The organism is Micromonospora sp. NPDC048894 (assembly GCF_040649765.1).
Lineage (GTDB): Bacteria > Actinomycetota > Actinomycetes > Mycobacteriales > Micromonosporaceae > Micromonospora > Micromonospora antibiotica.
Genome location: NZ_JBEZFY010000008.1, coordinates 95073 through 119285, shown reverse-complemented (window position 1 = coordinate 119285; position 24213 = coordinate 95073). Strand labels below are relative to the sequence as shown.

19 protein-coding genes are annotated in these 24213 nt (G+C 71.9%); 2 read left to right on the top strand and 17 right to left on the bottom strand.

The window, feature by feature from the left end; all coding sequences use genetic code 11:
* Positions 1 to 417 precede the first annotated feature (417 nt).
* The 4 genes from AB0C22_RS19190 to AB0C22_RS19175 form a co-directional block, all read right to left on the bottom strand.
* Positions 418 to 1011, bottom strand: coding sequence for an ATP/GTP-binding protein (locus tag AB0C22_RS19190; RefSeq protein ID WP_088643912.1), 594 nt, complete (start codon positions 1009 to 1011; stop codon positions 418 to 420).
* Position 1012: 1 nt separating this feature from the next.
* The gene (locus tag AB0C22_RS19185) at positions 1013 to 1390 is read right to left on the bottom strand and encodes a DUF742 domain-containing protein (protein WP_088643989.1); all 378 of its coding nucleotides are present in this window, start codon (positions 1388 to 1390) and stop codon (positions 1013 to 1015) included.
* Between the two features lie 96 nt (positions 1391 to 1486).
* Positions 1487 to 1891: a roadblock/LC7 domain-containing protein gene (locus tag AB0C22_RS19180; RefSeq protein ID WP_067304724.1), complete on the bottom strand. Its 405-nt coding sequence runs from the start codon at positions 1889 to 1891 to the stop codon at positions 1487 to 1489.
* Entirely contained in the window at positions 1888 to 5547 is a 3660-nt protein-coding gene (locus tag AB0C22_RS19175) for a nitrate- and nitrite sensing domain-containing protein (RefSeq protein WP_357536195.1), read from the bottom strand. Before AB0C22_RS19175 ends, AB0C22_RS19180 begins: the two co-directional genes overlap by 4 nt.
* A 385-nt stretch (positions 5548 to 5932) precedes the next feature.
* Between AB0C22_RS19175 and AB0C22_RS19170 the strand changes: the two genes are divergently transcribed.
* The gene (locus tag AB0C22_RS19170; protein WP_255597883.1) at positions 5933 to 6343 is read left to right on the top strand and encodes a uridine kinase; all 411 of its coding nucleotides are present in this window, start codon (positions 5933 to 5935) and stop codon (positions 6341 to 6343) included.
* Position 6344: 1 nt separating this feature from the next.
* Here the strand turns inward: AB0C22_RS19170 and AB0C22_RS19165 are convergent, their stop codons facing one another.
* On the bottom strand, positions 6345 to 7421 hold the full coding sequence (locus AB0C22_RS19165) for an adenosine deaminase (protein WP_208568638.1): 1077 nt from the start codon (positions 7419 to 7421) through the stop codon (positions 6345 to 6347).
* Positions 7422 to 7644: 223 nt separating this feature from the next.
* On the opposite strand from AB0C22_RS19165, the gene AB0C22_RS19160 reads away from it, so the two are divergent.
* Positions 7645 to 8706 (top strand): putative RNA methyltransferase, encoded by a 1062-nt coding sequence (locus AB0C22_RS19160; RefSeq protein ID WP_357536345.1) that lies wholly within the window; start codon positions 7645 to 7647, stop codon positions 8704 to 8706.
* Positions 8707 to 8801: 95 nt separating this feature from the next.
* On the opposite strand, the gene AB0C22_RS19155 is transcribed toward AB0C22_RS19160, so the two are convergent.
* The 12 genes from AB0C22_RS19155 to AB0C22_RS19100 all read right to left on the bottom strand — a co-directional run bounded on the left by AB0C22_RS19155 (position 8802) and on the right by AB0C22_RS19100 (position 24167).
* Positions 8802 to 9482, bottom strand: coding sequence for a DUF4272 domain-containing protein (locus tag AB0C22_RS19155; RefSeq protein WP_208568640.1), 681 nt, complete (start codon positions 9480 to 9482; stop codon positions 8802 to 8804).
* A 135-nt stretch (positions 9483 to 9617) separates the two neighbouring features.
* Complete coding sequence (locus tag AB0C22_RS19150) at positions 9618 to 10898, bottom strand: thymidine phosphorylase (protein ID WP_219466964.1); 1281 nt, start codon at positions 10896 to 10898, stop codon at positions 9618 to 9620.
* Positions 10899 to 10950: 52 nt separating this feature from the next.
* Entirely contained in the window at positions 10951 to 11661 is a 711-nt protein-coding gene (locus AB0C22_RS19145; protein WP_219466959.1) for a cytidine deaminase, read from the bottom strand.
* Between the two features lie 160 nt (positions 11662 to 11821).
* Positions 11822 to 13102, bottom strand: a complete 1281-nt coding sequence (locus AB0C22_RS19140) for an ABC transporter permease (protein ID WP_219466956.1) — start codon at positions 13100 to 13102, stop codon at positions 11822 to 11824.
* Between the two features lie 3 nt (positions 13103 to 13105).
* Positions 13106 to 14431, bottom strand: a complete 1326-nt coding sequence (locus tag AB0C22_RS19135) for an ABC transporter permease (protein ID WP_219466954.1) — start codon at positions 14429 to 14431, stop codon at positions 13106 to 13108.
* Between the two features lie 76 nt (positions 14432 to 14507).
* Positions 14508 to 16058, bottom strand: a complete 1551-nt coding sequence (locus tag AB0C22_RS19130; protein WP_357536343.1) for an ABC transporter ATP-binding protein — start codon at positions 16056 to 16058, stop codon at positions 14508 to 14510.
* 257 nt (positions 16059 to 16315) lie between these two features.
* Positions 16316 to 17386, bottom strand: coding sequence for a BMP family ABC transporter substrate-binding protein (locus tag AB0C22_RS19125; protein WP_219470653.1), 1071 nt, complete (start codon positions 17384 to 17386; stop codon positions 16316 to 16318).
* A gap of 272 nt (positions 17387 to 17658) precedes the next feature.
* Positions 17659 to 18000, bottom strand: a complete 342-nt coding sequence (locus AB0C22_RS19120) for a hypothetical protein (RefSeq protein WP_091252785.1) — start codon at positions 17998 to 18000, stop codon at positions 17659 to 17661.
* A gap of 378 nt (positions 18001 to 18378) precedes the next feature.
* Entirely contained in the window at positions 18379 to 20301 is a 1923-nt protein-coding gene (locus tag AB0C22_RS19115; RefSeq protein ID WP_357536191.1) for a glycoside hydrolase family 13 protein, read from the bottom strand.
* Positions 20302 to 20317: 16 nt separating this feature from the next.
* The gene (locus AB0C22_RS19110; RefSeq protein ID WP_219470651.1) at positions 20318 to 21127 is read right to left on the bottom strand and encodes a sugar ABC transporter permease; all 810 of its coding nucleotides are present in this window, start codon (positions 21125 to 21127) and stop codon (positions 20318 to 20320) included.
* 149 nt (positions 21128 to 21276) lie between these two features.
* Complete coding sequence (locus AB0C22_RS19105) at positions 21277 to 22914, bottom strand: ABC transporter permease subunit (RefSeq protein WP_357536189.1); 1638 nt, start codon at positions 22912 to 22914, stop codon at positions 21277 to 21279.
* Positions 22914 to 24167, bottom strand: coding sequence for a maltose ABC transporter substrate-binding protein (locus AB0C22_RS19100; RefSeq protein WP_219466940.1), 1254 nt, complete (start codon positions 24165 to 24167; stop codon positions 22914 to 22916). Before AB0C22_RS19100 ends, AB0C22_RS19105 begins: the two co-directional genes overlap by 1 nt.
* Positions 24168 to 24213 lie beyond the last annotated feature (46 nt).

Sequence of the window (24213 nt, the reverse complement as noted above, 5' to 3'; positions counted from 1 at the left end):
TCCGGGACGCCGCGAGCCTCGCCGAGAACACCACCGGCTACTTCCGGGGTTGGCGTCGTGGGCAGGAGATCGGCGGTTTCGCCGTCGGCGGCCGGCCGGGCCGTGAGGCGGCCGGCGGCTGGGACTTCAGCCGCGACCCGACCGAGCGGGAAGACGATCGGGAGTACGAGTTCCGCTCCGCCGGATACCGGTCCTGACAGTCTGATGGTTCCACCCTGGCCCGGCCCGGTTCTTCCGGCCGGGCCAGCGTCGTCGTACCGACCGTGCGGCACCGCGTCCGCATCCCGGATGACCCCCAGGGCGTCGACGTCGCCCAGGTGGCCCCACAGCGGTCGCACGACCCGCCCGCGATGACCGCCGGGAACGCGAACGCGCCCGGTAACGGCCAGGGGCCGCCACCGGGCGCGTCGGAGTCGGTCAGGCCGGCGCGACCGCGCGCGACCGCCGCATGGTGAGGACGTACTCGACCAGCGAGATCAGCACGTGCTTGGTCGACTCCCGGTTACGGGCGTCACAGGCCACCACCGGGACGTCGGTCGAGATCGCCAACGCGTCCCGGACGTCCTGCGGGTCGTGGTACTGCATCCCGTCGAAGCAGTTGATGGCCACCAGGTACGGCAACCGCCGGTGCTCGAAGAAGTCGATCGCCGCGAAGCAGTCGGCCAACCGGCGGGTGTCGACCAGCACCACGGCACCGATGGCACCCCGGACCAGTTCGTCCCACATGAACCAGAACCGCGTCTGACCGGGCGTACCGAACAGGTACAGGATCAGATCCCGGTCGATCGAGATACGGCCGAAGTCCATCGCCACCGTGGTCGTCGTCTTGCCCGGCACCTGCCGGGTGTCGTCGACGCCCACACCGGCGGAGGTCATGATGGCCTCGGTGGTCAGCGGCGTGATCTCCGAGACCGAGCCGACCAGCGTCGTCTTGCCGACGCCGAACCCACCGGCGATAACGATCTTCGCCGACGTCACGCGCCCGTTCGGGGCAGGCGGCCGCTGCGACATGTCAGAGCCTGCGAAGTCCACTCAGCACCCTCTCCAGCAGTTCAGTGCCCACCGCGTCGTCCGAGTCGTCCAGAATGGTCGGCTCGTGGACCGCGACCAGGCCGTCCGTCGCCATGTCGGCGATGAGCACCCGGGCCACACCGAGCGGGAGTTGCATCCGCGCCGCGATCTCGGCCAGCGACTGCACACGTCCGTCACACAGCGCGGCGATGTACTGGTGCTCCCGGCCCTGACCGCCGTTGCCACCGGCAGCAGCGCGACCGCGCACCGTCGTCTCGACGAGCGCCTCCAAGGCGATGTCGAGCCGGGGACGGGTGCGACCACGGGTCACGGCGTACGGCCGGACCAACGCACCTGTCGGTTCGTCACGATCGACCATCTCGCCACTCACCTCCTTCGCCCCCGGCACCGGCTCTCGCCCGGTGGAACCCGTCGTTGTTGTCGTCGTTCCGTGCCGACCAACTGGTCAGCCCGGTCAGCCCATCATCCCGACAGCCGTACGGGCCTGCGGGGTGAGCGCGTCGCCCACCCGGTCGACCAGCAACGCCATCTCGTAACCGACCTGACCGACGTCACAGCTGCGGGCTGCCAGCACGGCGAACGACGAGCCGTCCGAGATGGACATCAGGAACAGGAAGCCGTTGTCCATCTCGACGACGGTCTGCAACACCGCGCCGCCCTCGAAGCAGCGGGCCGCCCCCTGGGTCAGGCTGACCAGGCCGGACGCGATTGCGGCCAACTGGTCGGCCCGGTCCCGGGGCAGGTCGCGCGACGAAGCGAGGAGCAGGCCGTCGGCGGATACCGCGACCGCGTGCGCGACACCCGGCACCCGGTCGGCGAAGTTGGCCAGCAGCCAACCAAGATCCTGCGTAGTTGTCATCCTTCTTGCTCCTTCTGCCCGCTCCCGCCCGCCGGGCCGAAGCCAGACGGCGAGGATTGCTGCCCGCCCGGAGTCGCGTCCGGGTTGGTGGGGTTGTCCGAGGTGGTCCGGCCGCGTTGCACACCTCGATGGTAGGCCGAGAGCAGACCCCTGACTGCCTCCGGCGTACGTCGCTGCACCGACGCGGCCGGCTTCTCGATCGCCCCTGGCACCAGCTGCGCCATCGGCGTCCGCTTCGGCAGGCCGGTCTGGGTGGTCCCGGCCACCGGTGCCTCGGTCGCGGCCACCGCCGCCCGCCAACCGTCGTCGGCGGCGGTCTGCCAGGAGTTGGGCTGAGGGGCGGGGCGGCGGGCCGGCGGGCCGTCGCCGCGACCGGCGAATCCCCCGTTCGCTGTCGACCCGTTGTCACGCGGCACGCCCCCGGCCGGCGCGGTGTCTGCCATCGGTGCGCTACCTGTCGTCCCTGGTGCGGTGTACTGGGCCGGGTGGATGGCGGTGTCGACGGCGGACTGCGAGGTCCCCGCGCCATTGGTCAACGACTGTCGGGCACCGGCTGACTCCTCCGGACCCGGCTTGCGGGTGCGGAACCAGGCCGACTCCAGCTCCCGGAAGATCGGCAGTTCCATCGTCTCGTCCGCGTACCGCTGCTGGGGGACCTGCTGCGGCGCTGACGGCCGGTTGGCTGCCGGCTGCGCGGCCCGCACCGGCGGCGGCGTCGGCTGGCGGGGGGCCGGCGTCGGCTCGGCGCGCGGCACCCGGGGCAGCTCGGTGGTCATGTCCAGGGCGGCGGAGAGCCGTTCGGGGACCGGCGGGGTGGCCGTGTCCCGGTCGGGATTGGCCACCGGCGGCCAGGCCGGCGGGGCACCGGCACCCGGGGCAGCACCGCCGGAGGTGGGCCGGGACGGCAGCGGGGCACCGGGCGAACCGGACACCGGCGCAGCCGGGCCGGGGTGACCGGCGTACGGGGACGCCGACACCGGGTAGCCGGACATCGGCTGACCGGAAACCGGGTAGCCGGAGACCGGCTGGCCCGACACGGGGTGACCCGACACGGGCTGGCCCGACACCGGGTGACCCGACACGGGCTGGGCGGAGACCGGTGCGACCGGGTACGCCGGCGGCAGCGGCGGTGCCGACACCGGCGGGACCGGCGGAGAGCTGTACGGCCGGGCCTCCGGGCTGCTCGGCAGCTGACGCGGGATGACCGGCTGCTGGGCGGTGTTGTCCGGGTCGTCGGTGCTGCGCCGTTGGGGCAGCGGATCGATCGACTGCCCGTTGGTGGGTCGCGGGGTGAACCCGTCGCTGCCGTTGATCCCGCTGGCACCGGTGAGGTCCGACCAGGCGGGCAGACCGCGCCCGCCGTTGGCCGGGGCGGCGGAGCCGTTGCGCGGAGCCGGGTCGAAGGGCCGGCCGCCGAGGGTGACCTGGTTGCCGGAATCGCCCTGTCGGGGGGCGGGCGGTTGGCCGTTGCCGAGCGCGGGCAGCGCACCGAAGGCCGGCGGGGCACCGGCACCGCCGAAGGCCGGCGACGTGCCGTTGCCGCCGAAGGCCGGCGAGGTGCCGTTGCCACCGAAGGCCGGGGTCGGGGCGGAACCACCGAAGGCCGGCGCGGCACCGCCGAACTGGGGGCCGGGGCCCGGCAGTCCTGGGGTGCCCGGGGCCCGGCCGGTGAGGGCACGCGGCACGAGCACCGAGGTGGGCAGGACGACCTCGGCCACGGTGCCCCGGTCGGTGCCGGGCCGCAGCTCGACCTTGACGCCGTGCCGGGAGGCCAACCGGGCCACCACGACCAGGCCCATCATCCGGGAGACGGCCACGTCCACCTGGGGTGGGGTGGCAAGCCGCTCGTTGAGATCGGACAACTGCTCGGCGCTGATGCCGATGCCCCGGTCCTCGACGTAGAGCGACGCGCGGTCACCGACCCGGCGGGCCTCGACCATCACCTGGGAGTCCGGCGGGGAGAACGCCGTAGCGTTGTCGAACAACTCGGCGACCAGGTGGACCAGGTCGTTGACCGCGTGTGCGGAGACCTCGATGTCGCGGTCGATGACCCCGAACTCGATCCGGGTGTAGTGCTCGACCTCGGACTGGGCGGCACGCAGCACGTCGATGAGGGCGGCCGGCTCGCGCTGCACCCGGGTGGAGTCGGCACCGGCGAGGACCAGCAGGTTCTCGTCGTTACGGCGCATCCGGGTGGCCAGGTGGTCGAGCTGGAACAACTCGGCCAGGCGGTCCGGGTCCTCCTCGCCGCGCTCCAGCCGGTCCAGGTGGCCGATCAGCCGGTCGACCAGGATCTGCGAGCGGCGGGCGAGGTTGACGAACATCGTCGCGACCGAGGAGCGGAGTGCGGCCTGCTCGGCGGCGGTCCGGACGGCCTCCAGGTGGACGGCGTTGAACGCCTCGGTCACCTGGCCGAACTCGTCGCGGCTGCGCACCGGCAGCGGCTCGGCGATCTGGTTGGCCAACTGGGCCGGGGACTGTTGCCCGGTGAACTGCGGGTCCCGCAGCCGGGCCACCGCCTGCGGCAGCCCGAACTGGGCGATCGACAGGGCACCCTGACGCAGCTCGCGCAGGGAGCGGGCCATCGAGCGGGCGACCAGGTAGGCGAACAGGATCGCCAGCAGCAGCATGCTGAGCAGCAGGCCGGTCTCCAGGAAGACCTGACGCTGGACGTCGGAGCGCAACTCGTCGGCCTTGGCGACGACGTCGCTGTCGAGGCGTACCTCCACGGACCGGTTGAGCTGGGCGTACGCGACCATGGCCGCGTCCCACTGGTCGGTGCTGAAGGTGAGGCCGTCGAGCTTGTCGCTGTTGAGCGCGCTGACCTGGCCGGCGTAGATGTCCGCCTGACGCCGGTCGGAGCCGGAGATGGTCTGGTCCTGGAACTCGCGCTCGGCGCGACTGGCCACCGCCTGGAAGCTCTGCAGGGCCTGCTGCTCACCGGTGTTGCTGGAGATGTACAGCTCCCGCAGGGCGGGCGTGTACGCCTTCTGGAGCAGCACCTGGTGCACCGCGATCCGGCGGACGGAGGCGTACTCCTTGGCGCGGGCCATCGCGGCGGCGGCGCGCATCTGGTCGCTCAGGTCGTTGTCACCGGCGAGCTGGGTGGCCGAGTCACGGATGGTGATCAGATTGTTGATCAGGCCGGTGTACCGGCTGACCGCCTCACTGAGCCGGAGCTTGCCGTTGTAGACCTGGCTGCGGATGCCGGGCATCTCCGTCAGGTCGCTGTCGATCCGGTCGAGCTGCGCCTCCAGGGTCGCCGGCAGGCCCTCGATCTCGGCGCGCTGTTGCGAGTAGGGCGACTTCGACTGGTCGACCCGTTGGTTGACCCGGTTGTACGCCTCCTGGTATTGCGCGCGAGCCTGCCCCTTCGGCGACCCGAGCAGGAGGACGGCGTTGGTGCGCTCGTCCTGGAGGGTGTTGACGAGGTCACCGGAGTAACCCACCAGGTTGGCCAGGTCGCCGGCCCGGTTGGCGTTGTTGAGCGTCTGCAGGTGGTCCACCAGCCCGCTGGTGCCCACGACGACCGTGGCGATGGTCGGCACGATCATGATCAGCCCGAGCTTGGACCAGATCGGCATGTCGCGGAGCCGGCCGGCCGGCCGACGCAGACGCGACAGGAAGGAGTTCGCCGTCGTTGGCCGTTTGCTCACGTCACCGCCCTCGCGATTACAGCGTCTCCGCGTTGCCACGGGCAACGCCCAGCAGCCGACCCGGCGGGTCGGACCTCCGAGATTCCATCACGCCTCCCCTGAAAGAGAAAGCCCAGGTTGTCGGTCGCCGGAGGTGTGATGAGATGTTGATGCAATTTGATCGCAATCCGTCTTTCCGGAGTTACCCAAAGTAATGGAATATCGCCACCGTGTCGTGCTCCTCGCCGGCCCCTCCGGGTCCGGAAAGTCGTATATAGCGCAACGAACCGGCCTTCCCGTGCTCTGCCTGGACGACTTCTACAAGAACGGTGATGACCCTACGTTGCCGCGACGAAACGGACTGGTCGACTGGGACGCGCCCGAGTCGTGGGACGCGGGAACGGCCGTGGAGACAATTGACCGACTGGCCCAGCAGGGCCGGGCCGAAGTGCCCGTCTATGCGATCGGTGCGGATCGCCGGGTGGCCACCCGGCCATTTGACGTGACCGGATCGCCACTTTTCATCGCCGAAGGGATTTTCGCCGCCGACATCGTCGAGGAGTGCCGCCGACGAGGGCTGCTCGCCGGGGCGTACGCGCTGCGTCGACCGCGCGGGGCGACCTTCGTCCGCCGGCTGGCCCGGGACCTGTCCGAGCAGCGCAAGGCGCCGAAGGTGCTGATCCGGCGCGGGGTGGCGCTGCTGCGCGCCGAACCGGCGGTGCTGCGCCGGCAGACCGGCCTCGGCGCCGAGGCGGCCCACGCGCGGGAGATCCTGCGCCGGGTGGCCGACCTGGTCGCCGGCCACCCGCACCGCTGAGTCAGCCGATCAGCTTCGCGTACGCCGGCTTGATCACCTCGTCGATGATCGCCAACCGCTCGTCGAACGGGATGAAGGCGCTCTTCATCGCGTTGACCGTGAACCACTGGAGTTCCTTCCAGCCGTAGCCGAAGTTCTCCACCAGCAGCGCCATCTCCCGCGACATCGACGTGCCGCTCATCAGCCGGTTGTCGGTGTTCACCGTCACCCGGAACCGCAGCTCGCGCAGCAGCCCGATCGGGTGTTCGGCGATCGACGCCACCGCGCCGGTCTGCACGTTCGACGACGGGCACAGCTCCAGCGGGATCCGCTTGTCCCGCACGTACGCGGCCAGCCGGCCGAGCGTCGGCACCGGACCCGGGGTGATGTCGTCGACGATCCGCACCCCGTGGCCGAGCCGGTCCGCCCCGCACCACTGGATCGCCTGCCAGATCGACGGCAGGCCGAACGCCTCACCGGCGTGGATGGTGAAGTGGAAGTTCTCCCGCTGGAGATACTCGAAGGCGTCCAGGTGGCGGGTGGGCGGGAAACCGGCCTCGGCACCCGCGATGTCGAAGCCCACCACCCCGGCGTCGCGGTGCCGGACGGCCAGCTCGGCGATCTCCTGCGACCTGGCGGCGTGCCGCATCGCGGTGAGCAGGGTGCCGACCCGGATCGGGGTGCCCGCCGCAGCGGCCTCCGCGCTGCCCTCCACGAACCCGGCGACGACCGCCTCGACCACCTCGTCCAGGGTGAGGTTCTGCTCCAGGTGCTGCTCGGGGGCGAACCGGACCTCGGCGTACACCACACCGTCGGCGGCCAGGTCGAGCGCGCACTCACGGGCCACCCGGCGCAGCGCCGCAGCGGTCTGCATGACCGCGACGGTGTGCGCGAACGTCTCCAGGTAGCGCTCCAGCGAACCGGAGTGCGCCGCCTCCGCGAACCACCGGCCGAGCGCCTCCGGATCGGTGCTCGGCAGCTCGTGCCCCACCTCGGCGGCCAGCTCGACGACCGTCGCCGGCCGCAGGCCGCCGTCGAGATGATCGTGCAGCAGCGCCTTCGGGACCTTGACGATGTCCTCGTATCGGATTGCGACCATCCCCCGACCCTAGTCACGCCCCCCAACGGACCGCGATCAGGCTCACGCCGACCCGCCGACCCGCCGACCCGCCGACCCGCTGACCCGCCGACCCGCCGACCCGGGCGCGGGACCCGCGCATCGGGCAGACATGCCGGCGGCCCGGCCGGCCGTGCGCCGTAGGCTGCTGCGGGTGACCGCGCCGCACCCGTTCGAGCAGCCCGTCGACGCGACGCACCCACAGATCGTCGCCCGGCTGCGCTGCCCGGTCTGCACCCAGCCGCTGGCCGCCGCCACCGACACCCGCGCGTTGCGCTGCCCCCGCCGGCACAGCTTCGACCTGGCCCGCCAGGGGTACGTCACCCTGCTCGCCGGCCGGGCCCCGCACGTCGGGGACACCGCCGAGATGGTCGCCGCCCGCGCCGACTTCCTGGCCGCCGGGCACTACGACATGATCTCGTCCACCCTGGCCGAGGTGGCGGCATCCGCCCTGTCAACGCCCACCGACCCCGCCGAAGCGGCCGAACCGGCCGAAGCGAGCGAACCGGCCGACCCGACCGGACCGGCAGCCGCGAACAGGCTGCCAGCATCGACCCCGGCAACGGGAAATGGGCCGGCCCAGGTCAGCGGACCGGCAGCCCAGGTCGGGCCGGCAGCCGCGAGCGGACCGGCCGAGGCGAGCGGGGAGGTGGACCGGGCGGCAGGCGGGTCGGAGCGGGTGGGCTTCGGGGCGTACCCGCTGGTGGTGGAGGCCGGGGCGGGCACCGGGCGGCACCTCGCGGCGGTGCTGGCGGCGCTGCCCGACGCCGTGGGTCTGGCCCTGGACGTCGCCAAGCCGGCGCTGCGCCGCGCCGCCCGCGCCCACCCCCGGGCCGCCGCCGCGCTCGCCGACACCTGGCAGCGGTTACCGCTGGCCGACCGGTCGGTGGCCGTGCTGCTCGACGTCTTCGCCCCGCGCAACGGCGACGAGTTCCACCGGGTGCTGCACCCCGCCGGGGTGCTGCTGGTGGTCACCCCCACCGACGCCCACCTCGCCGAGCTGGTCGACGTGCTCGGGCTGCTGCGGGTCGACCCGGCCAAGGCCGACCGGGTCGCCGACAGCCTCGCCGGGCGGTTCACCCCGGAGCACACCGCCGTGCACACCGCCCGGCTCACCCTCGACCGGGCCGAGGTGGCCACCCTGGTCGGGATGGGGCCGAGCGCCTGGCACACCGACCCGGCGCGGCTCGCCGCCGCGATCGACGCGCTGCCCACCCCGGTCACGGTGACCGCGTCGGTACGCCTGACCACCTGGCGTCCCCGCTGACCACGGCGTCACCAGAGGGACCGCCCCCGTCGACCACGACGTGCCCGGGGACCCGCCGGCCCACTGGCCCACGAGGGGCCTGGCGGGCCACCGGCTCAGGTGGACAGGTCGACCTCTTCCCAGCCCGGCGGCTCGTCGTGGTACGGGCCGCGCAGCATCACCGCCCACTCCAACGCCCACCGGCGCTGGCCGATCGCGTTCGCGTCCACCAGGCCGGGCAGCCGGTGCCCCGACTTCTCCACCTCCAGGTACGCCCAGTCCAGGCAGTAGTGCAGGTCGAGCAGGGCGGCGGCGTCCGCCGGGTGCTGCGGGGCGGCCAGGATGCGGGCCCGCCACTGGCCGAAGGTCTCCCCCCCGGCCAGGTACGGCATCCGCTCCACCAGCCGTTCGTCCACCGGGATGGTCGGGTCGAGCTGCTTGCTCAGGCCCAGCACCCAGGACAGCGAGAAGAGCGCGTCGTGGTGCAGGACGAACGAGCGGTGGTCGCCCTTGCCGCCCACCACGAACTGCCACTCGGGCGGGGTGACCATGTCGACCAGGTGGGAGTCGAGCAACCAGCTCATCGCCGTCTGCGCCGGCATCCCGAAGCAGCGGGCCAGGATCAGGTGCAGCACCGCGATGCGGGCCTCGATCTCCACGGTGGGACGCAGTTCGATCTCGTCGCCCGGCTCCCAGACCAGGGGAAACTGGGTCGGTGGCAGGGGCAGGCGCAGCCGGGACAACTCGTCGAGGCTCGCCTCGCGGACCTCGCGGGGATCGGGCGCGGCTACCAGCACGATCGGATTCCCTGTCTGCTCACGCGGCGTCACCGCCGTTCGGTCCCCCTGACCAGGGAGGATAGCGTTCCGTTGCGACCGGCACCATGCCGGCCGACCCCTGTCGGTCGACCGGCCGCCAGGGGTGACGACCTGTCAGCCGATCCGCTCGATGACCAGCGGCGACGTCGTCGGCGCGACGGTCGACACCCGCACCGCGCGGGCGGCCTCCGCAGCCGCCGCCGGCAGTCGGGTCGCATCGTCGGCGCGCAGCTCGTACAGCGGTTCGCCGACCCGCACCGGGTCGCCGGGCCGCTTGTGCAGCACCACCCCGGCGGCGGCACTGACCGGGTCCTCCTTGCGGGCCCGGCCGGCGCCGAGCCGCCACGCGGCCACCCCGATGGCGTACGCGTCGACCGACTCGACGTAGCCGTCGGTGTCGGCCCGGACCACCTCGGTCTCGTGGGCCGTCGGCAGCGGGGCGTCGGGGTCCCCACCCTGGGCGCGGATCATCGCCCGCCAGGCGTCCATCGCCCGCCCGTCGCGCAGCGCGGCGGCCGGGTCGGCGTCGGGCAGACCGGCCGCGTCGAGCATCTCCCGGGCCAACGCCAGGGTCAGCTCCACCACGTCGGCCGGGCCACCACCGGCGAGCACCTGCACCGACTCGGTCACCTCGATCGCGTTGCCGACGGTCAGACCGAGCGGGGTGGACATGTCGGTGAGCAGGGCGACCGTGCGCACCCCGTGGGCGTCCCCGAGCGCCACCATGGTCCGGGCCAGCTCGCGGGCGTCGGCCACGTTCTTCATGAACGCGCCGGAGCCGACCTTGACGTCGAGGACCAGCGCCCCGGTGCCCTCGGCGATCTTCTTGCTCATGATCGAGCTGGCGATCAGCGGGATCGCCTCCACGGTGCCGGTGACGTCGCGCAACGCGTACAGCTTGCGGTCGGCCGGGGCGAGTGCGGCGCCGGCCGCGCAGATCACCGCGCCGACGTCGCGGAGCTGGGCGATGAACTCGTCGTTGCTCAGCGCCGCCCGCCAGCCGGGGATCGACTCCAGCTTGTCCAGCGTGCCGCCGGTGTGCCCGAGCCCCCGGCCGGAGAGCTGCGGCACCGCACCGCCGCAGGCCGCGACGAGTGGGGTGAGCGGCAGGGTGATCTTGTCGCCGACGCCGCCGGTGGAGTGCTTGTCGACGGTCGGCCGGGCCACCGCCGACAGGTCCAGCCGCTCCCCGCTGGCGATCATCGCGGCGGTCCACCTGGCGATCTCCGCCGCCGTCATGCCGCGCAGCAGGATCGCCATGGCCAGCGCCGACATCTGCTCGTCGGCCACCAGCCCCCGGGTGTACGCGTCGACCACCCAGTCGATCTGACCGTCGCTGAGCACACCCCCGTCCCGTTTGGCCCGGATGACGTCGACCGCGGTAAAAGCACTCACCGTTGAGTTCCTTCTGAAGTCGTTGCAGTAACCGGCGTGAGGGCCGGACGGGTCAGGAGGCGGCCCAACGGGCCGGGATCTCCAGCGGCGGCTCACCCTCGCCGGCCCAGAAGATGGTGCCCTCCGCGTCCACCACCACGACCCTCGGCGTCCGGGCCAGTCCCCAGGTGATCGCCTCCGCCGGGTCGCCCCAGCTCGGCGCCTCCTCCAGCACCCCGGGCCCCGCCTCGTCGGTGTCCCCCGCCGACCGCTCCCAGTACGCCGTCCAGATCTGCTGCCCGGCGGAGAGGTCCGGGTGCACGAAGACGGTGCCCCGGCCCCGCCAGGCGGCCAACCGGTCCGGCACCACCGGCACCGGGGTCCCGCCGACGACCGCCTCGATGTCGGCCACGTCGAAGGCGTGCGGCAGCAGCTCCGCCATCCGCAGCGGGCCCGTCCTCGACTCGACCAGGCACTCCGGGCCGCCGTTCTCCCAGAGCAGTTGCCGGCACCGGCCGCACGGCATCAGCGGCTCACCGTTCGCATCGACGCAGGACATCGCGACCAGCCGCCCGCCGCCGGTCGCGTGCAGCGCCGACACCACCCCGCACTCGGCGCAGAGGGTCACCCCGTAGCCGGCGTTCTCCACGTTGCAGCCGACCACCACCCGGCCGTCGTCGACCAGGGCCGCCGCGCCGACCGGGAACTTCGAGTACGGCACGTAGGCGTGCCGCATCACCTCGGTGGCGGCGGCCCGCAGACGCTCCCAGTCGATCTCGCTCATCCCCTCATTCTGCCCAGGTCACCCCGCCCGGGTGCGGGAAGGGTGCCGGTCAGCCGCCCGTCGTCCACCGCCGCCCGGCGGGCCGTACCCGGACGGCGTCGTCGGGAACGGTGCGGGCCCGGCAGGGAGGTCCCCGCCGGGCCCGCACCGGGCCGGTCTCTCAGCCCTTGACGTACGGCTTGCCGTCGGCGGCGGGCGCCCGGACCCGACCGACCAGCCCGGCCACCGCCAGGATGGTCGCCAGGTAGGGCAGCATGGCCAGGAACTGGCTGGGGATGCTGCTGCCGATCGCGCCGAGGTAGGTGGCGAGCTGGTCGGCGAAGCCGAAGAACAGCGCGGCGAGCAGCGCCCCCGTCGGGCTCCACCGGCCGAAGATCAACGCGGCCAGGGCGATGAAGCCCTTACCGCCGATCATGTTCTTGGTGAAGCTGTAGAGCGCCAGGGTGTACGACGCGCCACCGATGCCGGCGACCACCCCGGCCAGCAGCACGTTGCGGTAGCGCAGGCCCAGCACCTTGACCCCGAGGGTGTCGGCGGCGGTCGGGTGCTCGCCCACCGACCTGGTCCGCAGACCCCACCGGGTCCGGAACAGCGCGAGGTGGATGACGAGCACCAGCAGCAGGCCGAGATAGAGGAAGATGTTGCCCCGGAACAGCGCCGGGCCGAGCAGCGGGATGTCCTTCAGCAGCGGGATCTCCCAGTTGCCGAAGCGCGGCGCACTGTTGTACTTGTCGGCGTTGGTCTGCATCAGCCGCTCGTAGAGGAAGCCGGTGACGCCGACCGCCAGCAGGTTGAGCACCACCCCCATGACGACCTGGTCGACCAGGTAGCGGATGGCGAAGACGGCCAGCAGCAGCGAGATGAACGCACCGCCGATCGCCGCCGCCACCAGACCCACCCAGACGCTGCCGCTGAGGCTGCCGAACAGCGCGCCGCTGAACGCGCCCATCAGCAACTGCCCCTCGATGGCGACGTTGACCACGCCCGACCGCTCGCAGAGCACCCCGGCGAGCGCACCGAAGACCAGCGGCAGGGCCAGGACGAAGGTGCCCCGCACGATGTTGACCATCGGCATGAAGTTGCGGCCCTCGGGGGCGGCGGAGACCTGCCAGCACAGGAAGCTCAGCACGAAGCCGACCAGCCCCACCCCGAGGACCACTGTGAACCAGCGCTTCGGGACCCCGGCCAGCAGCGCGCCGCCGGCTGCGGCGGCGACGACCCCGAACAGGATCGCGCCGAGGGTGCCCTGGATCTCCAGCGCCGCGCCGCCCTCGGTCTCGCTGAGGGTGAACCGGGCCTGCTGGCCGGTGGCTAGCGCCCCGAACAGCACGGCGGCGAGCACGCCCAACGCCAGCAGGACCAGGCCGACCTTACGGGGGCGGGTCCAGAAACCCTCGTCGACCGCGGCCACGGCGACGTCGGGAACAGCGGTGGTGGACATGCCTCACCAGCCCTTCGCGAGGCTCGTCTGCAACCGGGCGGCACGGGCGGCCCGGAGCTGGAAGATCGCCTTCACCAGGGCCGGCGCGGCGATGAAGATGACGATCAGCGCCTGGAGCACGGTGACCAGCTCCAGCGAGATCCCGGAGTACGACTGCATCCGGTTGCCACCGGCCTGGAGCGCGCCGAACAGCAGCGCCGCCAGCAGCACCCCCCACGGCTTCACCCGGCCGAGCAGCGCCACCAGGATGCCGTCGAAGCCGATCTGCGCGATCACCAGCGGGGTGAGCGCGTTCGCGGTGGAGCCCAGCACCATCTGGCTGCCGCCGAGGCCGGCGAGCATCCCGGCGATCACCATCACCAGCACGTACGTCTTGGTGACGCTGATGCCGGCGGTCCGCGCCGCATCCGGGTTGGCCCCGACGGCCCGCAGCTCGAAGCCGAGCGTCGACCGGTTGAGCAGCCAGGCGATGGCCCAGGTGGCCAGCACCGCGAGCAGGATCCCGGCGTGCACCCGCAGGTTGTCGCCGAGCAGCCGGGGCAGCGCGGCGGAGGAGTCGACCGGGCGGCTGATCGCGTCCGCCCGGTCCGGGTTCTGCACACCGTTCTGCACGATGATCCAGGACAGGAAGTAGACCGCGACGTAGTTGAGCATGATCGTGTTGATCACCTCGTGCGCACCGGTCCGGGCCTTGAGGATGCCGGGGACGAAACCCCAGACCGCGCCGCCGACCGCACCGGCGATCAACGCGACGACCAGGTGCACCACCGGCGGCAGCGGCAACGCGAAGCCGGCCACGGCGGCCAGGATCACGCCCATCGTCGCCTGGCCCTGCGCGCCGATGTTGAACAGCCCGCCCCGGAAGGCGAGCGCGACCGACAGGCCGGTGAACACCAGTGGCGCGGTGTAGGTGAGGGTCTCCGAGATCGGGCTCATCGCGGCGGTGAAGCCGGACGCCTCCGGGTCGAAGACCGCCCCCTTGAACAGGTTGGCGTACGCCTCGCTGACCACCGTCCAGCTGGCGTCGAGCGCGTCGGCCGGGCGGGCCGTGATGTAGCCGTAGGTGGCCAGCACCTCCGGGTCCGACACGATGATCAGGACCGCGCCGACCAGCATCGCCAGCACCAGGGCGAGGACGGTGACGGTCACCGTGTTGGCGGCCCAGAGGTTGTCCAGGAAGAGCCGGCCCAGCGTGGGCCGGGGCCCCGGCGCGGGCTGCTTCGGTGCGGTCATCGTGGCGCCCCGGTCGGCCTTGCCGGTCGCGGTCAGCTCCGCCTCGGTCGCCGGTTCCTTGTCCGGGGAGCCGGACACCGGGTTGGGGTCGCTCATGCCGTCACCTCGCTGCACGCGGTGCCGGCGGGAGGCACCGGGGCGCGGTGTCGATGATTCACTCGCTGCCGCTCGCTCATGCCTCGTCCTCGTTGCCAGGGCTCTCGGGGGTCGGTGCCGCGTCGCCGGTCGTACCGTCGGCCACCCCGGTCGGGTCGCCCGCCGGGGCCGACCCGGCGGCGTCGGGGGTGATGCCGGCCATCAGCAGGCCGATCTCCTCGCGCGGGGTGTCCGGGCCGACGATGCCGATGATCCGGCCCCGGTACATCACCGCGATCCGGTCGGCGAGGCCGATCACCTCGTCCAACTCGCTGGAGACGACCATGACGGCGGTGCCGACGTCGCGCTCGCGGATGACCCGGCTGTGGATGAACTCGATCGAGCCGACGTCCACGCCCCGGGTGGGCTGGGCGGCGATGAAGAGCTTCAGCGGCCGGGACAGCTCCCGGGCCACGATCACCTTCTGCTGGTTGCCGCCGGAGAGGGTGCCCACCGCCGCGTCCGCCGACGGGGTACGCACGTCGAACTGTTCGATCCGCTCCCGCGCCGACGAGGCGATCGCGTCCGGCCGCAGCGCCAGCCCCTTGCCGAACGGCGGCCGGTCGTAGATGTCGAGGACCAGGTTCTCCGCGACGCTGAACTCCTTGACCAGGCCGTCGACACTGCGGTCCTCGGGGACGTAGCCGACCCCGGCGCGGAGCACCTTCTTGGTGGACCAGCCGTGGATCGGCTCGCCGTCGAGGGTCACCGTGCCGGCGAGCGTCGGGCGCAGCCCCATGATCGCCTCGATCAGCTCGGTCTGCCCGTTGCCCTGCACGCCGGCCACGCCGAGCACCTCACCGGCGCGTACGGTCAGGTCGATGCCGTCCACCGCGCGGATCTGCCGGTCGTCGTCGACGACCAGGCCGGCGACCTCCAGGATCGGCCGGCCCGGGGTGGCGGGCTGCTTGTCGACGGTGAGCCGGACGTTGCGGCCGACCATCAGCGCGGCCAACTCGTCCCGGCTCGCCTCGGGGGAGGCGGTGCCGACGGTCCGGCCCCGCCGGATCACGGTGATCCGGTCGGCGATGGCCTTGACCTCGCCGAGCTTGTGGGTGATGAAGACGATCGACTTGCCGGCCGCCTTGAGCGACCGCATGACCGTGAGCAGCTCCTCGGTCTCCTGCGGGGTGAGCACGGCGGTCGGCTCGTCCAGGATCAGCAGGTCGACGTCGCGGGTGAGCGCCTTGACGATCTCGACCCGCTGCTGGATGCCGACCGGCAGGTCCTCGATCACCGCGTCCGGGTCGACCCGCAGGTTGTACCGGGCGGAGACCTCCGCCACCTCGCGGCGGGCCCGCCGCCGGTCGAGGAAGCCGACGACGCCGCCCCGGACCTGCTCCGCGCCGAGCATGATGTTCTCGGTCACGGTGAAGACCGGCACCAGCATGAAGTGCTGGTGCACCATGCCGATCCCGGCCCGGATCGCGTCCGAGGGGCCCTTGAGCCGCAGCGGCTGGCCGTCGACCAGGATCTCGCCCTCGTCGGGCTGGTAGAGCCCGTAGAGCACGTTCATCAGGGTCGACTTGCCGGCGCCGTTCTCGCCGAGCAGGGCGTGGATCTCTCCAGGCTCCACCGTCAGGTCGATGTGATCGTTGGCGACCAGATCACCGAACCGCTTGGTGATGCCGCGCAGTTCGAGTCTCAGCGCAACCTCCTGGAGTGCGAGCGATGGTGCAGCCTAGCTGCCGGTCGACCGGCCACCGGGGTGCCGGCCGGCCGGTGCGCGGACCGGCCGCCCCGACGCCCGTGGATTCCCCACGTACGCCGGGACGGCCGGTCGTCATGCCTGGTGCCCGCCGGCCGCCGCTGCCGATGATCCCATCGCGGCGGCCGACGCGGCGGTCACTTGGTCGGCTGGGCCTTCGAGGTGACCGTGATGGTGCCGGCGGCGATGTCCGCCTTCAGCTTCTCGACCTCGGCCTTGAGGTCCGCCGGGACCTTGCTGTCGAAGTCGTGGTACGGGGCGATCGAGACACCGTTGTTGGCGAGGTTGCCGACGAAGCCCGGGGTGGCGGCGAGCTTCTCGCCACCGGCGGCCTTGAGCACGGCGTCCTTGACGGCGTCCGGGATGTTCTTGACCACGGTGGTCAGCAGCGCCGCGCAGTCGGGGGTGCTCTCGCAGCCGTCGACGTCGACCCAGACGACCGAGTACTTGCCACCCGAGGCCTTCGCCGCGGAGGTGGTGCCGAGACCCGCGCCGCCGGCGACCGGCATGACGATGTCCGCGCCCTGGGCGACCAGCGCGTCGGAGACCTTCTTGCCCTCGTCCTGCTTGGCGAAGTCGTTGGTGAAGGAACCCTTCTGGGTCGCCTTGTCCCAGCCGAGCACCTGGACGTTCTTGCTCTTGGTCTTGTTGTAGTGCGCCACGCCGTCGGCGAAACCGTCCATGAAGATGGTCACCGGCGGGATCGGCAGGCCACCGTAGGTGCCGACCTTGCCGCTCTTGGTCATCCCGGCGGCCAGGTAACCGGCCTGGAAGGCGGCCTGGGCGGTGTCGAACTGCATCGGGTAGACGTTGGCCGTGGCCGGGTTCGCGTCCACGATGCCGAACTGCTGGTTCGGGTTCGCGGCGGCGATCTTCTTGGTGGCGTCCTGCATCAGGCCACCGACGGCCAGGATGAAGTCGCACTTCTGGTTGACGTACCCGGTCAGGTTGACCTCGTAGTCCGCCTCGGCCTTGGACGCGACGTACTTGATGTCGATCTTGTCGTTGGCCTTCTTGGCCTCCTCCAGGCCCTTCCAGGCGGAGGTGTTGAACGACTTGTCGTCGATGCCGCCGACGTCGGTCACCATGCAGGCGCTGTACTTCTTGTCGCCGCTGCCACCGGCGTTGTTGTCGTCGTCCGGCGCCTCACCACACGCGGCGGCACCCAGCACGAGCCCACCCGCCGCGATGGCAGAGGCGATCCGCATCCCACGCACAGAGCGCAAGACGTCTCCTTCCATTGCTCACCGCCTCGTGCGGTGGCAGCCCTTGAACCGGCGAGCGTTGTGCCGCCGGCATCCCACGTTACGGACGGGAGCGTAGCCCGCCGTCCACCCACCGGCCGCCAATCGTGCACGACTGTTGAACGCTCGTTATCCCGGCGTAACCCGGGCGTGGGGCACATCACTCAGCGTGCCAGTGCCGACCGGCCCGGTGTCGCGAACGCCCGTTTCCCGGCGGCCCCGCCGACCGTCGCCGGCTACCGCCAGAACACCGCCACGGCGGCCGTGACCAGGGTCAACCCGACGATCGCCAGGAAGTGACCACGGGCCACCTGCTCCCGCTTCCGGGAGAAGAAGACCATGACGAAGATGAGCAGGGCCAGCACCAACTTGGTAACAAGCTTCGCGGGGGCCGGCTCGTCGCCGTCACGTAGCGGCGCGGACAGGCCCACGCCGGTCAGCAACTGGATCACCGAGCCCCAGAGCATGGCCGCGTTGATCCGCAGCCGGCCGCTGACGTACTGGGCGACCGCACCGCCGAGGAGCAGCGCGAAGCCGATCAGATGGACGTAGAGAAGGATCAGTCGGAGAGCTTCCACGCGAGCCATCCTCCCCCATCAACGACACTTTGTAGTAGGTGCCCCGCCGGCTGAGCTCAATCCGTGATCTCCCCCGGCCACGGCAGGCCGCCCGCCCACGCTCCGCAGCTCAAGATCGTGCTCGAACCATGGTGTAGTGGCCTGCTCGCACGGAAGCCACTACAACCAGGTTCGAGCACGATCTTCCAGGAGACCCCCACGGAAAGGGCAAGACGGGCGCGGGTGGGGCGGGAGCGGGGGTGGGCGGGGGTGGGCGGGGTGGTGTGGAGGTGCGGGGCGCGGGGTGGTGCGGGGGCGTGGGCGGTGCGGGGGTGAGGGTGCGGGGTGGGGTGCGGGGTGGGGTGGGGGTGCGGGGCGCGGGGGCGGGTGGGGTGGGGGTCAGAGGTGCCAGAGTTGGAAGGTGGGGCCGTCGCCGGGAAGGGTGGTGCTGCCGTCGGCGGACGGGTGCAGGGCCGGGGCGCCCCCGTAGACGTTCTCACCGGCCGGACGGGATGCGGCGCTGCCCCCGTACGGCAGGCCGGTCAGCCGCACCGGTGGGCCGGCGGCCCGGCGGGCCAGTACCAGCACCGTGCCGGCCGTCGCCTCGCGTAGGAAGACCAGTGTGTCGGCGTCCGCATGCACCCAGCGCAGTCCGCCGTGCCGCAGCGCCGGGGTGTCCCGCCGCAACGCCAGCAACGCCCGGTACGCGGCGAACGTCCCGGCGTCCCAGCTCTGCGGCCGGTGCCACGGCATCGGGGTACGCGAGCCCTCGCCGTTGCCGCCGGTCAGGCCCAGCTCGTCACCGGCGAAGACCACCGGGGTACCGGGCATGGTGGCGAGCAGCCCGGCGGCCACCTCCTGCCGGGCCGCGTCGCCAACCACCGTGCGGATCCGGGCCGAGTCGTGCGAGCCGAGCAACTGCCACGAATGGGTGTACGACCGCCAGGAGATCAGCGACCGGAAGCTGTCCATGGTGGCGAGCACGGCACGGGCGTCCCGCCGCCGCACCCCGCCCGGCGTCCCGAGGAAGTTCGGCACCGGCTCACCGCCCTGCCCCGACAAGCCCCCCGGCCCCGGCCCCCGCCCGCCCGCAGAACCCGCAGGACCCGGTGCGCCGGCCGGCCGGTGGGCAGGGCCCTCGCGGCGCAGCCAGGACCAGACCGGGTCGGTGAAGCCGACGTAGTTCATCGTGCCGTGCCAGCCGTCGCGGTCCAGGTCACCGGTGTGGTCGTGACCGTGCTCGGCGAGCAGCAGCCCGTCGGGGCGGGTCTGCACGACCACCTCCCGCAGCAACCGCGCCACCTCGTGGGTGTACGCGTCCGCGCCCCGCCGCCCGGTCATGTTGGCCACGTCGACCCGCCACCCGTCCAGCCCGTACGGCGGACGCAGCCAGCGGCGTAGCGGCGAGTCCGGATCGGTGGCGAAGCGGCGGCGCAGTTCGGCGCTGCCCCAGTTGAGCTTGGGCAGCGATCGCACCCCGTTCCACGACTCGTAGCCGGTGGCCGGGTCGAAGTAGTACAGCTCCCGTTCGGGGGCGTCGGCGTCGGCCAGGGCGCGGGTGAACCACTCGTGCGCGTCGCCGGTGTGGTTGCTGGTGATGTCGCCGAGCAGCCGCCAGCCCCGGGCCCGGACGGCGTCGGCCAGCCGGACCAGCGCCGCCTCCCCGCCGAGCAGTGGATCGACGGTGTCGAAGCCGGCGGCGTCGTAGCGGTGGTTGGAGCGGGCCGGGAAGACCGGCGTCAGGTAGACGGTGTTGACGCCGAGCCGGTCCAGGTGGTCGAGCCGTTCGGTGATGCCGTCGAGGTCGCCGCCGTAGAACTGGCGTGGGGTATGCGGGCCGTACCCGATGACCGGGGTGTCCCAGTCGCAGGGGATCGCCCAGTCCGGCGGGGTGCGGTCGGCGGCGGCGGCGGAGCGGGCGAACCGGTCGGGGAAGATCTGGTAGATCACCGCGTCCCGGGCCCAGGCCGGCGGCGGGGCGTGGCTGACCAGCTTGAAGTCGCCGTGGTCGGGCACGTCGTGGTCGACCTGACCGGCGGCGTTGAGCCAGCGGTAGCCGGTCGTTCCGGTCAGCATGAACCGGTAGTTGCTGACCGGGTTGCGGACCTCGACGTCGGCCCGCCACCACACGTCGTGGCCGTCGTGGCGGTCGACGGCGGCCTCGACGAAACGCGGTTCACCGTCGGCGGTGGTGCGGACGTGCACCTGCCGGACGTCGGTGCCGTCGGGTACCCGAACGAAGACCGGCACGGTCTGCCCGAGGGCGGGTTCCTGCTCGGGCACGTACAGCGCCGAGCCGTCGTGGTGCGGCGACAGGGACATGGCGTGGCCTTTCGGTTCAGCCCTTGACGGCCCCGGCGGTGAGGCCGGAGACGATGTAGCGCTGGAGGAGCTGGAAGACCAGCACGGTAGGGATCGCGGTGAGCAGGGTGCCCGCCGCGAAGATCCCGAAGTTGTTGTTCCGCTCCCCCGCCACCAGGCCGAACATGCCGACCGCGAGGGTCTTGGAGCCGGTGTCGGTGAGGAAAACGTTGGCGATCATGAATTCGTTGATCGTGCCGATGAACGACAGCAGCGCGGTCACCGCCAGGATCGGCGCCACCAGCGGCAGCATGATCCGGAAGAAGACCTGCGCGTGGCTGGCGCCGTCCATCGTGGCCGACTCGTCCAGCTCGCGGGGCAGGGTGTCGAAGAACCCCTTCATCAGCCAGGTGTTCATGCCCAGCGCGCCGCCCATGTAGAGCAGGAACAGTCCCCACGGGGTGTTGAAGCCGATCGACGGCCACAGGTCCGTGACCCGGGTGAAGATCAGGAAGATCGCCACGATCGCCAGGAACTGCGGGAACATCTGGATCAGCAGCAGGGTCAGCAGCCCGACCCGCCGCCCGGCGAAGCGCATCCGGGAGAACGCGTACGCCGCCAGCGCGGACAGGAAGATCGACGCGAAGCTCGCCCCGCCCGCGATGAGCAGCGAGTTGAGGAACCAGCGGCCGAACTCCGTCCGCTCGAACAGGTCGCCGAAGTTCGACAGCGACGCCCCGGTGGGCAGCAGCTCGGTCGACGAGAGGGTGCCGAGCGGGTTGAGTGCGGCGGAGAGCACGAACAGGATCGGGAAGAGGCTGAACGCCACCGCCAGCACGCCGACCACGTGCCGCCAGCCGACCTGGGTGAACCACCGGCCCGGACGTCGGCCACCGCGTACCGCGGCAGCCGGCCGACCGGCACGCGGGCCGGCGGCATCCGACCGGACGACGGGTGCGGCGGGGGCCGCCGGCCCGGCGGCGTGGGGACGGGTCGTCACGAGTAGACCTCCTCCTGCTGGCGGGTGCGCCGGAAGCTGACCGCCGAGACCGTGGCCACGATCGCGAAGATGAAGATCGACACCGCGGCGGCCAGGCCGAACTCGGCGCCCTGCGCGCCGAAGGCCAGCCGGTAGGTGTACGTGATCAGCAGGTCGGTGGCCCCGTTGGTCGGGTTGTCCGGCGCGAACGGGCCGCCCTCGGTGGTCAACCAGATCGCGTTGATGTTGTTGAAGTTGTAGGCGAACGACGCGATCAGCAGCGGCGAGAGCGCGACCAGCAGCAGCGGCAGGGTGACCGCCCGGAACGACTGCCAGGGCGACGCGCCGTCGACCGAGGTGGCCTCGGTCAGCTCCTTGGGGATCGCCTGGAGCGCGCCCGTGGTCACCAGGAACATGTACGGGTACCCGAGCCAGAGCTGCACCAGCAACACCGCCAGCCGGGCCGACCAGGCCTCGCCGAACCAGTCGACACCGAGCCCGAACAGGTTGTTGACCAGGCCGAAGTCGGTGTTGAACATGTCCCGCCAGACCAGCAGCATCGCGAACGACGGCATCGCGTACGGCAGGATCAGGAACACCCGGTAAAGGTTGGTGCCCCGCATCCGGGGCGAGTGCAGGGCCAGGGCGATCGCCATGCCGAGTCCGAAGGTGAACCCGGTGGAGCCGACCGCGAAGGCGAAGTTCCACAGCAGGGTGCCGAAGAACGGGCCGGAGATGTCCGGGTCGGTGAGCACCCGGGCGAAGTTCTTGAACCCCACCCCGACCTGCCAGCCCTGGGCGAGCCGCTCGCCGTCGGCGGCGACGAAGGCACCGGTGTCCGGGTCGGCCGTCCAGGTCCTGCCGGTCTCGCCGTCGGTGACGCAGTCGCAGCCCCGGTCGTACGCCCGGACGGCCTTGCCCTCGTAGGCGCGGGACAGGCCGTTGGAGCGCACCGCGCCCCCGGAGGTCGGCACCACCAGGGCGGTGATCTCCTCGCTGCGTACGCTGGCCTGGCCGACGTTGAGCACGGTGTAGCCCTTGGCGGCGGTGACCCTGCCGCTGCCGGCGACGGTCACGTCGGCGGCGTCGAGTGGGCGCAGCCCGGCGGCGTCCCCGGCGGAGACCCGGCCGGTCCCCGGGTCGGTGAGCAGGAAGACCAGCGGGCCGGTGGTCGGATCGCCGGTGGTGGCGATGGCGAGGGCGTACTCGGCGGAGCCGGGGACCTGCTTGACCGAGGAGGTCTCGATGGCGACGATCGCGTCGTCCTTGGAGCCCCGGTGGCCGTCGCCGAAGTTCGTGAACGCGGTGCTCGCGGTGTAGAGCACCGGGAAGACCTGGAAGGCGATCAGGAAGATCGTTCCTGGCACCAGGTACTTGGCCGGGATGTGCCGGCGGGTCAGGTAGAGGTAGCCCAGGCCGACGGTGGTGACCGCCAGGACGGCGAGACCGACCCAGAGCCGGGCGGCGACGAGCGGGAAGGCCGCCCAGATCGCGATCCCGGCCACCAGGCCGAGCAGGACCACCTTGACGGCGAGGCCGGTCGCGGTGATCGGCGCGTGCTGGCGCGCGGTACGGGAGGTTTCCGGGGGCCCGGAACGCGCAGGCCCCCGGCCCGGGGCCTGCGGGGCAGGTCCCGGACCGGACAGCGTGCTCATTACTTGATCTGACCCGAGATCGTCTTGCCGGCGGCGGTGACGGTCTTCGCCGGGTCGGCACCGCCGATGACTGCCGCTTCGGCCTTGCCGAACGGGTCCCAGATCGCGGCCATGGCCGGGATCGCCGGCAGCACCTGGCCGCCCTTGCCCGCCTCGGAGAACTTGGCCAGGTCCGGGTCGGCACCCTTGACCTGGTCGAACGCGGCGGTCAACGCCGGCGGGCGCGGCTCGGCCTGGTAGAGCGCCACGGCCAACTCGGGCGTGGTCACGTAGTTGGTGACGAACTCCTGGGCCAGCGCCTTGTTCTTGCCCTTGGCGGCGACGTAGAACGCCTGGACGCCGACGAACGGCTGGGCCTGCTTGCCACCGGCGAAGCCGGGGACCGGGGAGATGTCGTAGGAGATGCCTGCCTTCTTGGCGTCGGCGATCGCCCACGGGCCGGAGACCAGGAAGGCGCACTTCTTACCGGTGAAGGTGGCGATCGAGTTCTCGCCGGTGATGGAGCGCTTGAGCGCGCCGTCGCCCTTCTCACCGAGCTTCGCGATCTTCTGGAAGGCCGCGATCGACTCCGGCTTGCCCACGCCGAGGTCCTTGGGGTCGTAGTCGCCGTTGGCGGCGGTGCCGAAGAGGTACCCGCCGGCCGAGGTGTACAGCGGGTAGATGTGGTAGGCGTCGCCGTTCTGTCCGGACTGGAGGCAGAGGATCTCGCTGGCCTTCTTGTCGGCCTTGAGCTTCTTGCCGGTGGCGACGAGGTCCTCGATCGTCTTGGGCGCCTCGGGGGCCAGCGCGGTGTTGCGGATCAGCGCGACGTTCTCGGTGGCGTAGGGGACGCCGTAGAGCTGACCGTTGAACGTCACCGCCTTGATCGCGGTCTCGTTGAAGCCGGACTTCTGCTCGGCGGCGAGCTGCACCGGGTCGATGGCCCCGTTCTGCACCAGGTTGCCGATCCAGTCGTGCGCGCCGACCACCACGTCCGGGCCGCTGCCCTGCTGGGAGGCGGTGACGAAGTTGGTCTGGAGGTCCTTGGAGACGGCCTGCACCTCGACGGTGACGCCGTTGTCCTGGCCGAACTTCTCGGCGAACGGCTTGAGGGCCGCGGTGCGCTTGTCGTCCGCCCAGATGACGAGCTTGCCGCCCGCCGCCTGGGAGGTGGCCTTGGTGGCCGGTTCGTCGTTGCTGTTGTCGCCGCCGCAGCCCGACGCGGCGAGCGCCAGGCCGAGAACGGTGACCACACCCGCGGTACGGATGCGCATCGGTACTCCTGTCGTCATGGCGAAGCCGACCACCGGGGGGAAGGGC

What these genes read in the sequence shown, in the direction of transcription:
- AB0C22_RS19190 (WP_088643912.1), bottom strand. Translation starts at nt 1,011, where the DNA reads ATGTCGCAGCGGCCGCCTGCCCCGAACGGGCGCGTGACGTCGGCGAAG.
- AB0C22_RS19185 (WP_088643989.1), bottom strand. Translation starts at nt 1,390, where the DNA reads ATGGTCGATCGTGACGAACCGACAGGTGCGTTGGTCCGGCCGTACGCC.
- AB0C22_RS19180 (WP_067304724.1), bottom strand. Translation starts at nt 1,891, where the DNA reads ATGACAACTACGCAGGATCTTGGTTGGCTGCTGGCCAACTTCGCCGAC.
- AB0C22_RS19165 (WP_208568638.1), bottom strand. Translation starts at nt 7,421, where the DNA reads ATGGTCGCAATCCGATACGAGGACATCGTCAAGGTCCCGAAGGCGCTG.
- AB0C22_RS19145 (WP_219466959.1), bottom strand. Translation starts at nt 11,661, where the DNA reads ATGAGCGAGATCGACTGGGAGCGTCTGCGGGCCGCCGCCACCGAGGTG.
- AB0C22_RS19140 (WP_219466956.1), bottom strand. Translation starts at nt 13,102, where the DNA reads ATGTCCACCACCGCTGTTCCCGACGTCGCCGTGGCCGCGGTCGACGAG.
- AB0C22_RS19135 (WP_219466954.1), bottom strand. Translation starts at nt 14,431, where the DNA reads ATGAGCGACCCCAACCCGGTGTCCGGCTCCCCGGACAAGGAACCGGCG.
- AB0C22_RS19125 (WP_219470653.1), bottom strand. Translation starts at nt 17,386, where the DNA reads ATGCGGATCGCCTCTGCCATCGCGGCGGGTGGGCTCGTGCTGGGTGCC.
- AB0C22_RS19115 (WP_357536191.1), bottom strand. Translation starts at nt 20,301, where the DNA reads ATGTCCCTGTCGCCGCACCACGACGGCTCGGCGCTGTACGTGCCCGAG.
- AB0C22_RS19105 (WP_357536189.1), bottom strand. Translation starts at nt 22,914, where the DNA reads ATGAGCACGCTGTCCGGTCCGGGACCTGCCCCGCAGGCCCCGGGCCGG.
- AB0C22_RS19100 (WP_219466940.1), bottom strand. Translation starts at nt 24,167, where the DNA reads ATGCGCATCCGTACCGCGGGTGTGGTCACCGTTCTCGGCCTGGCGCTC.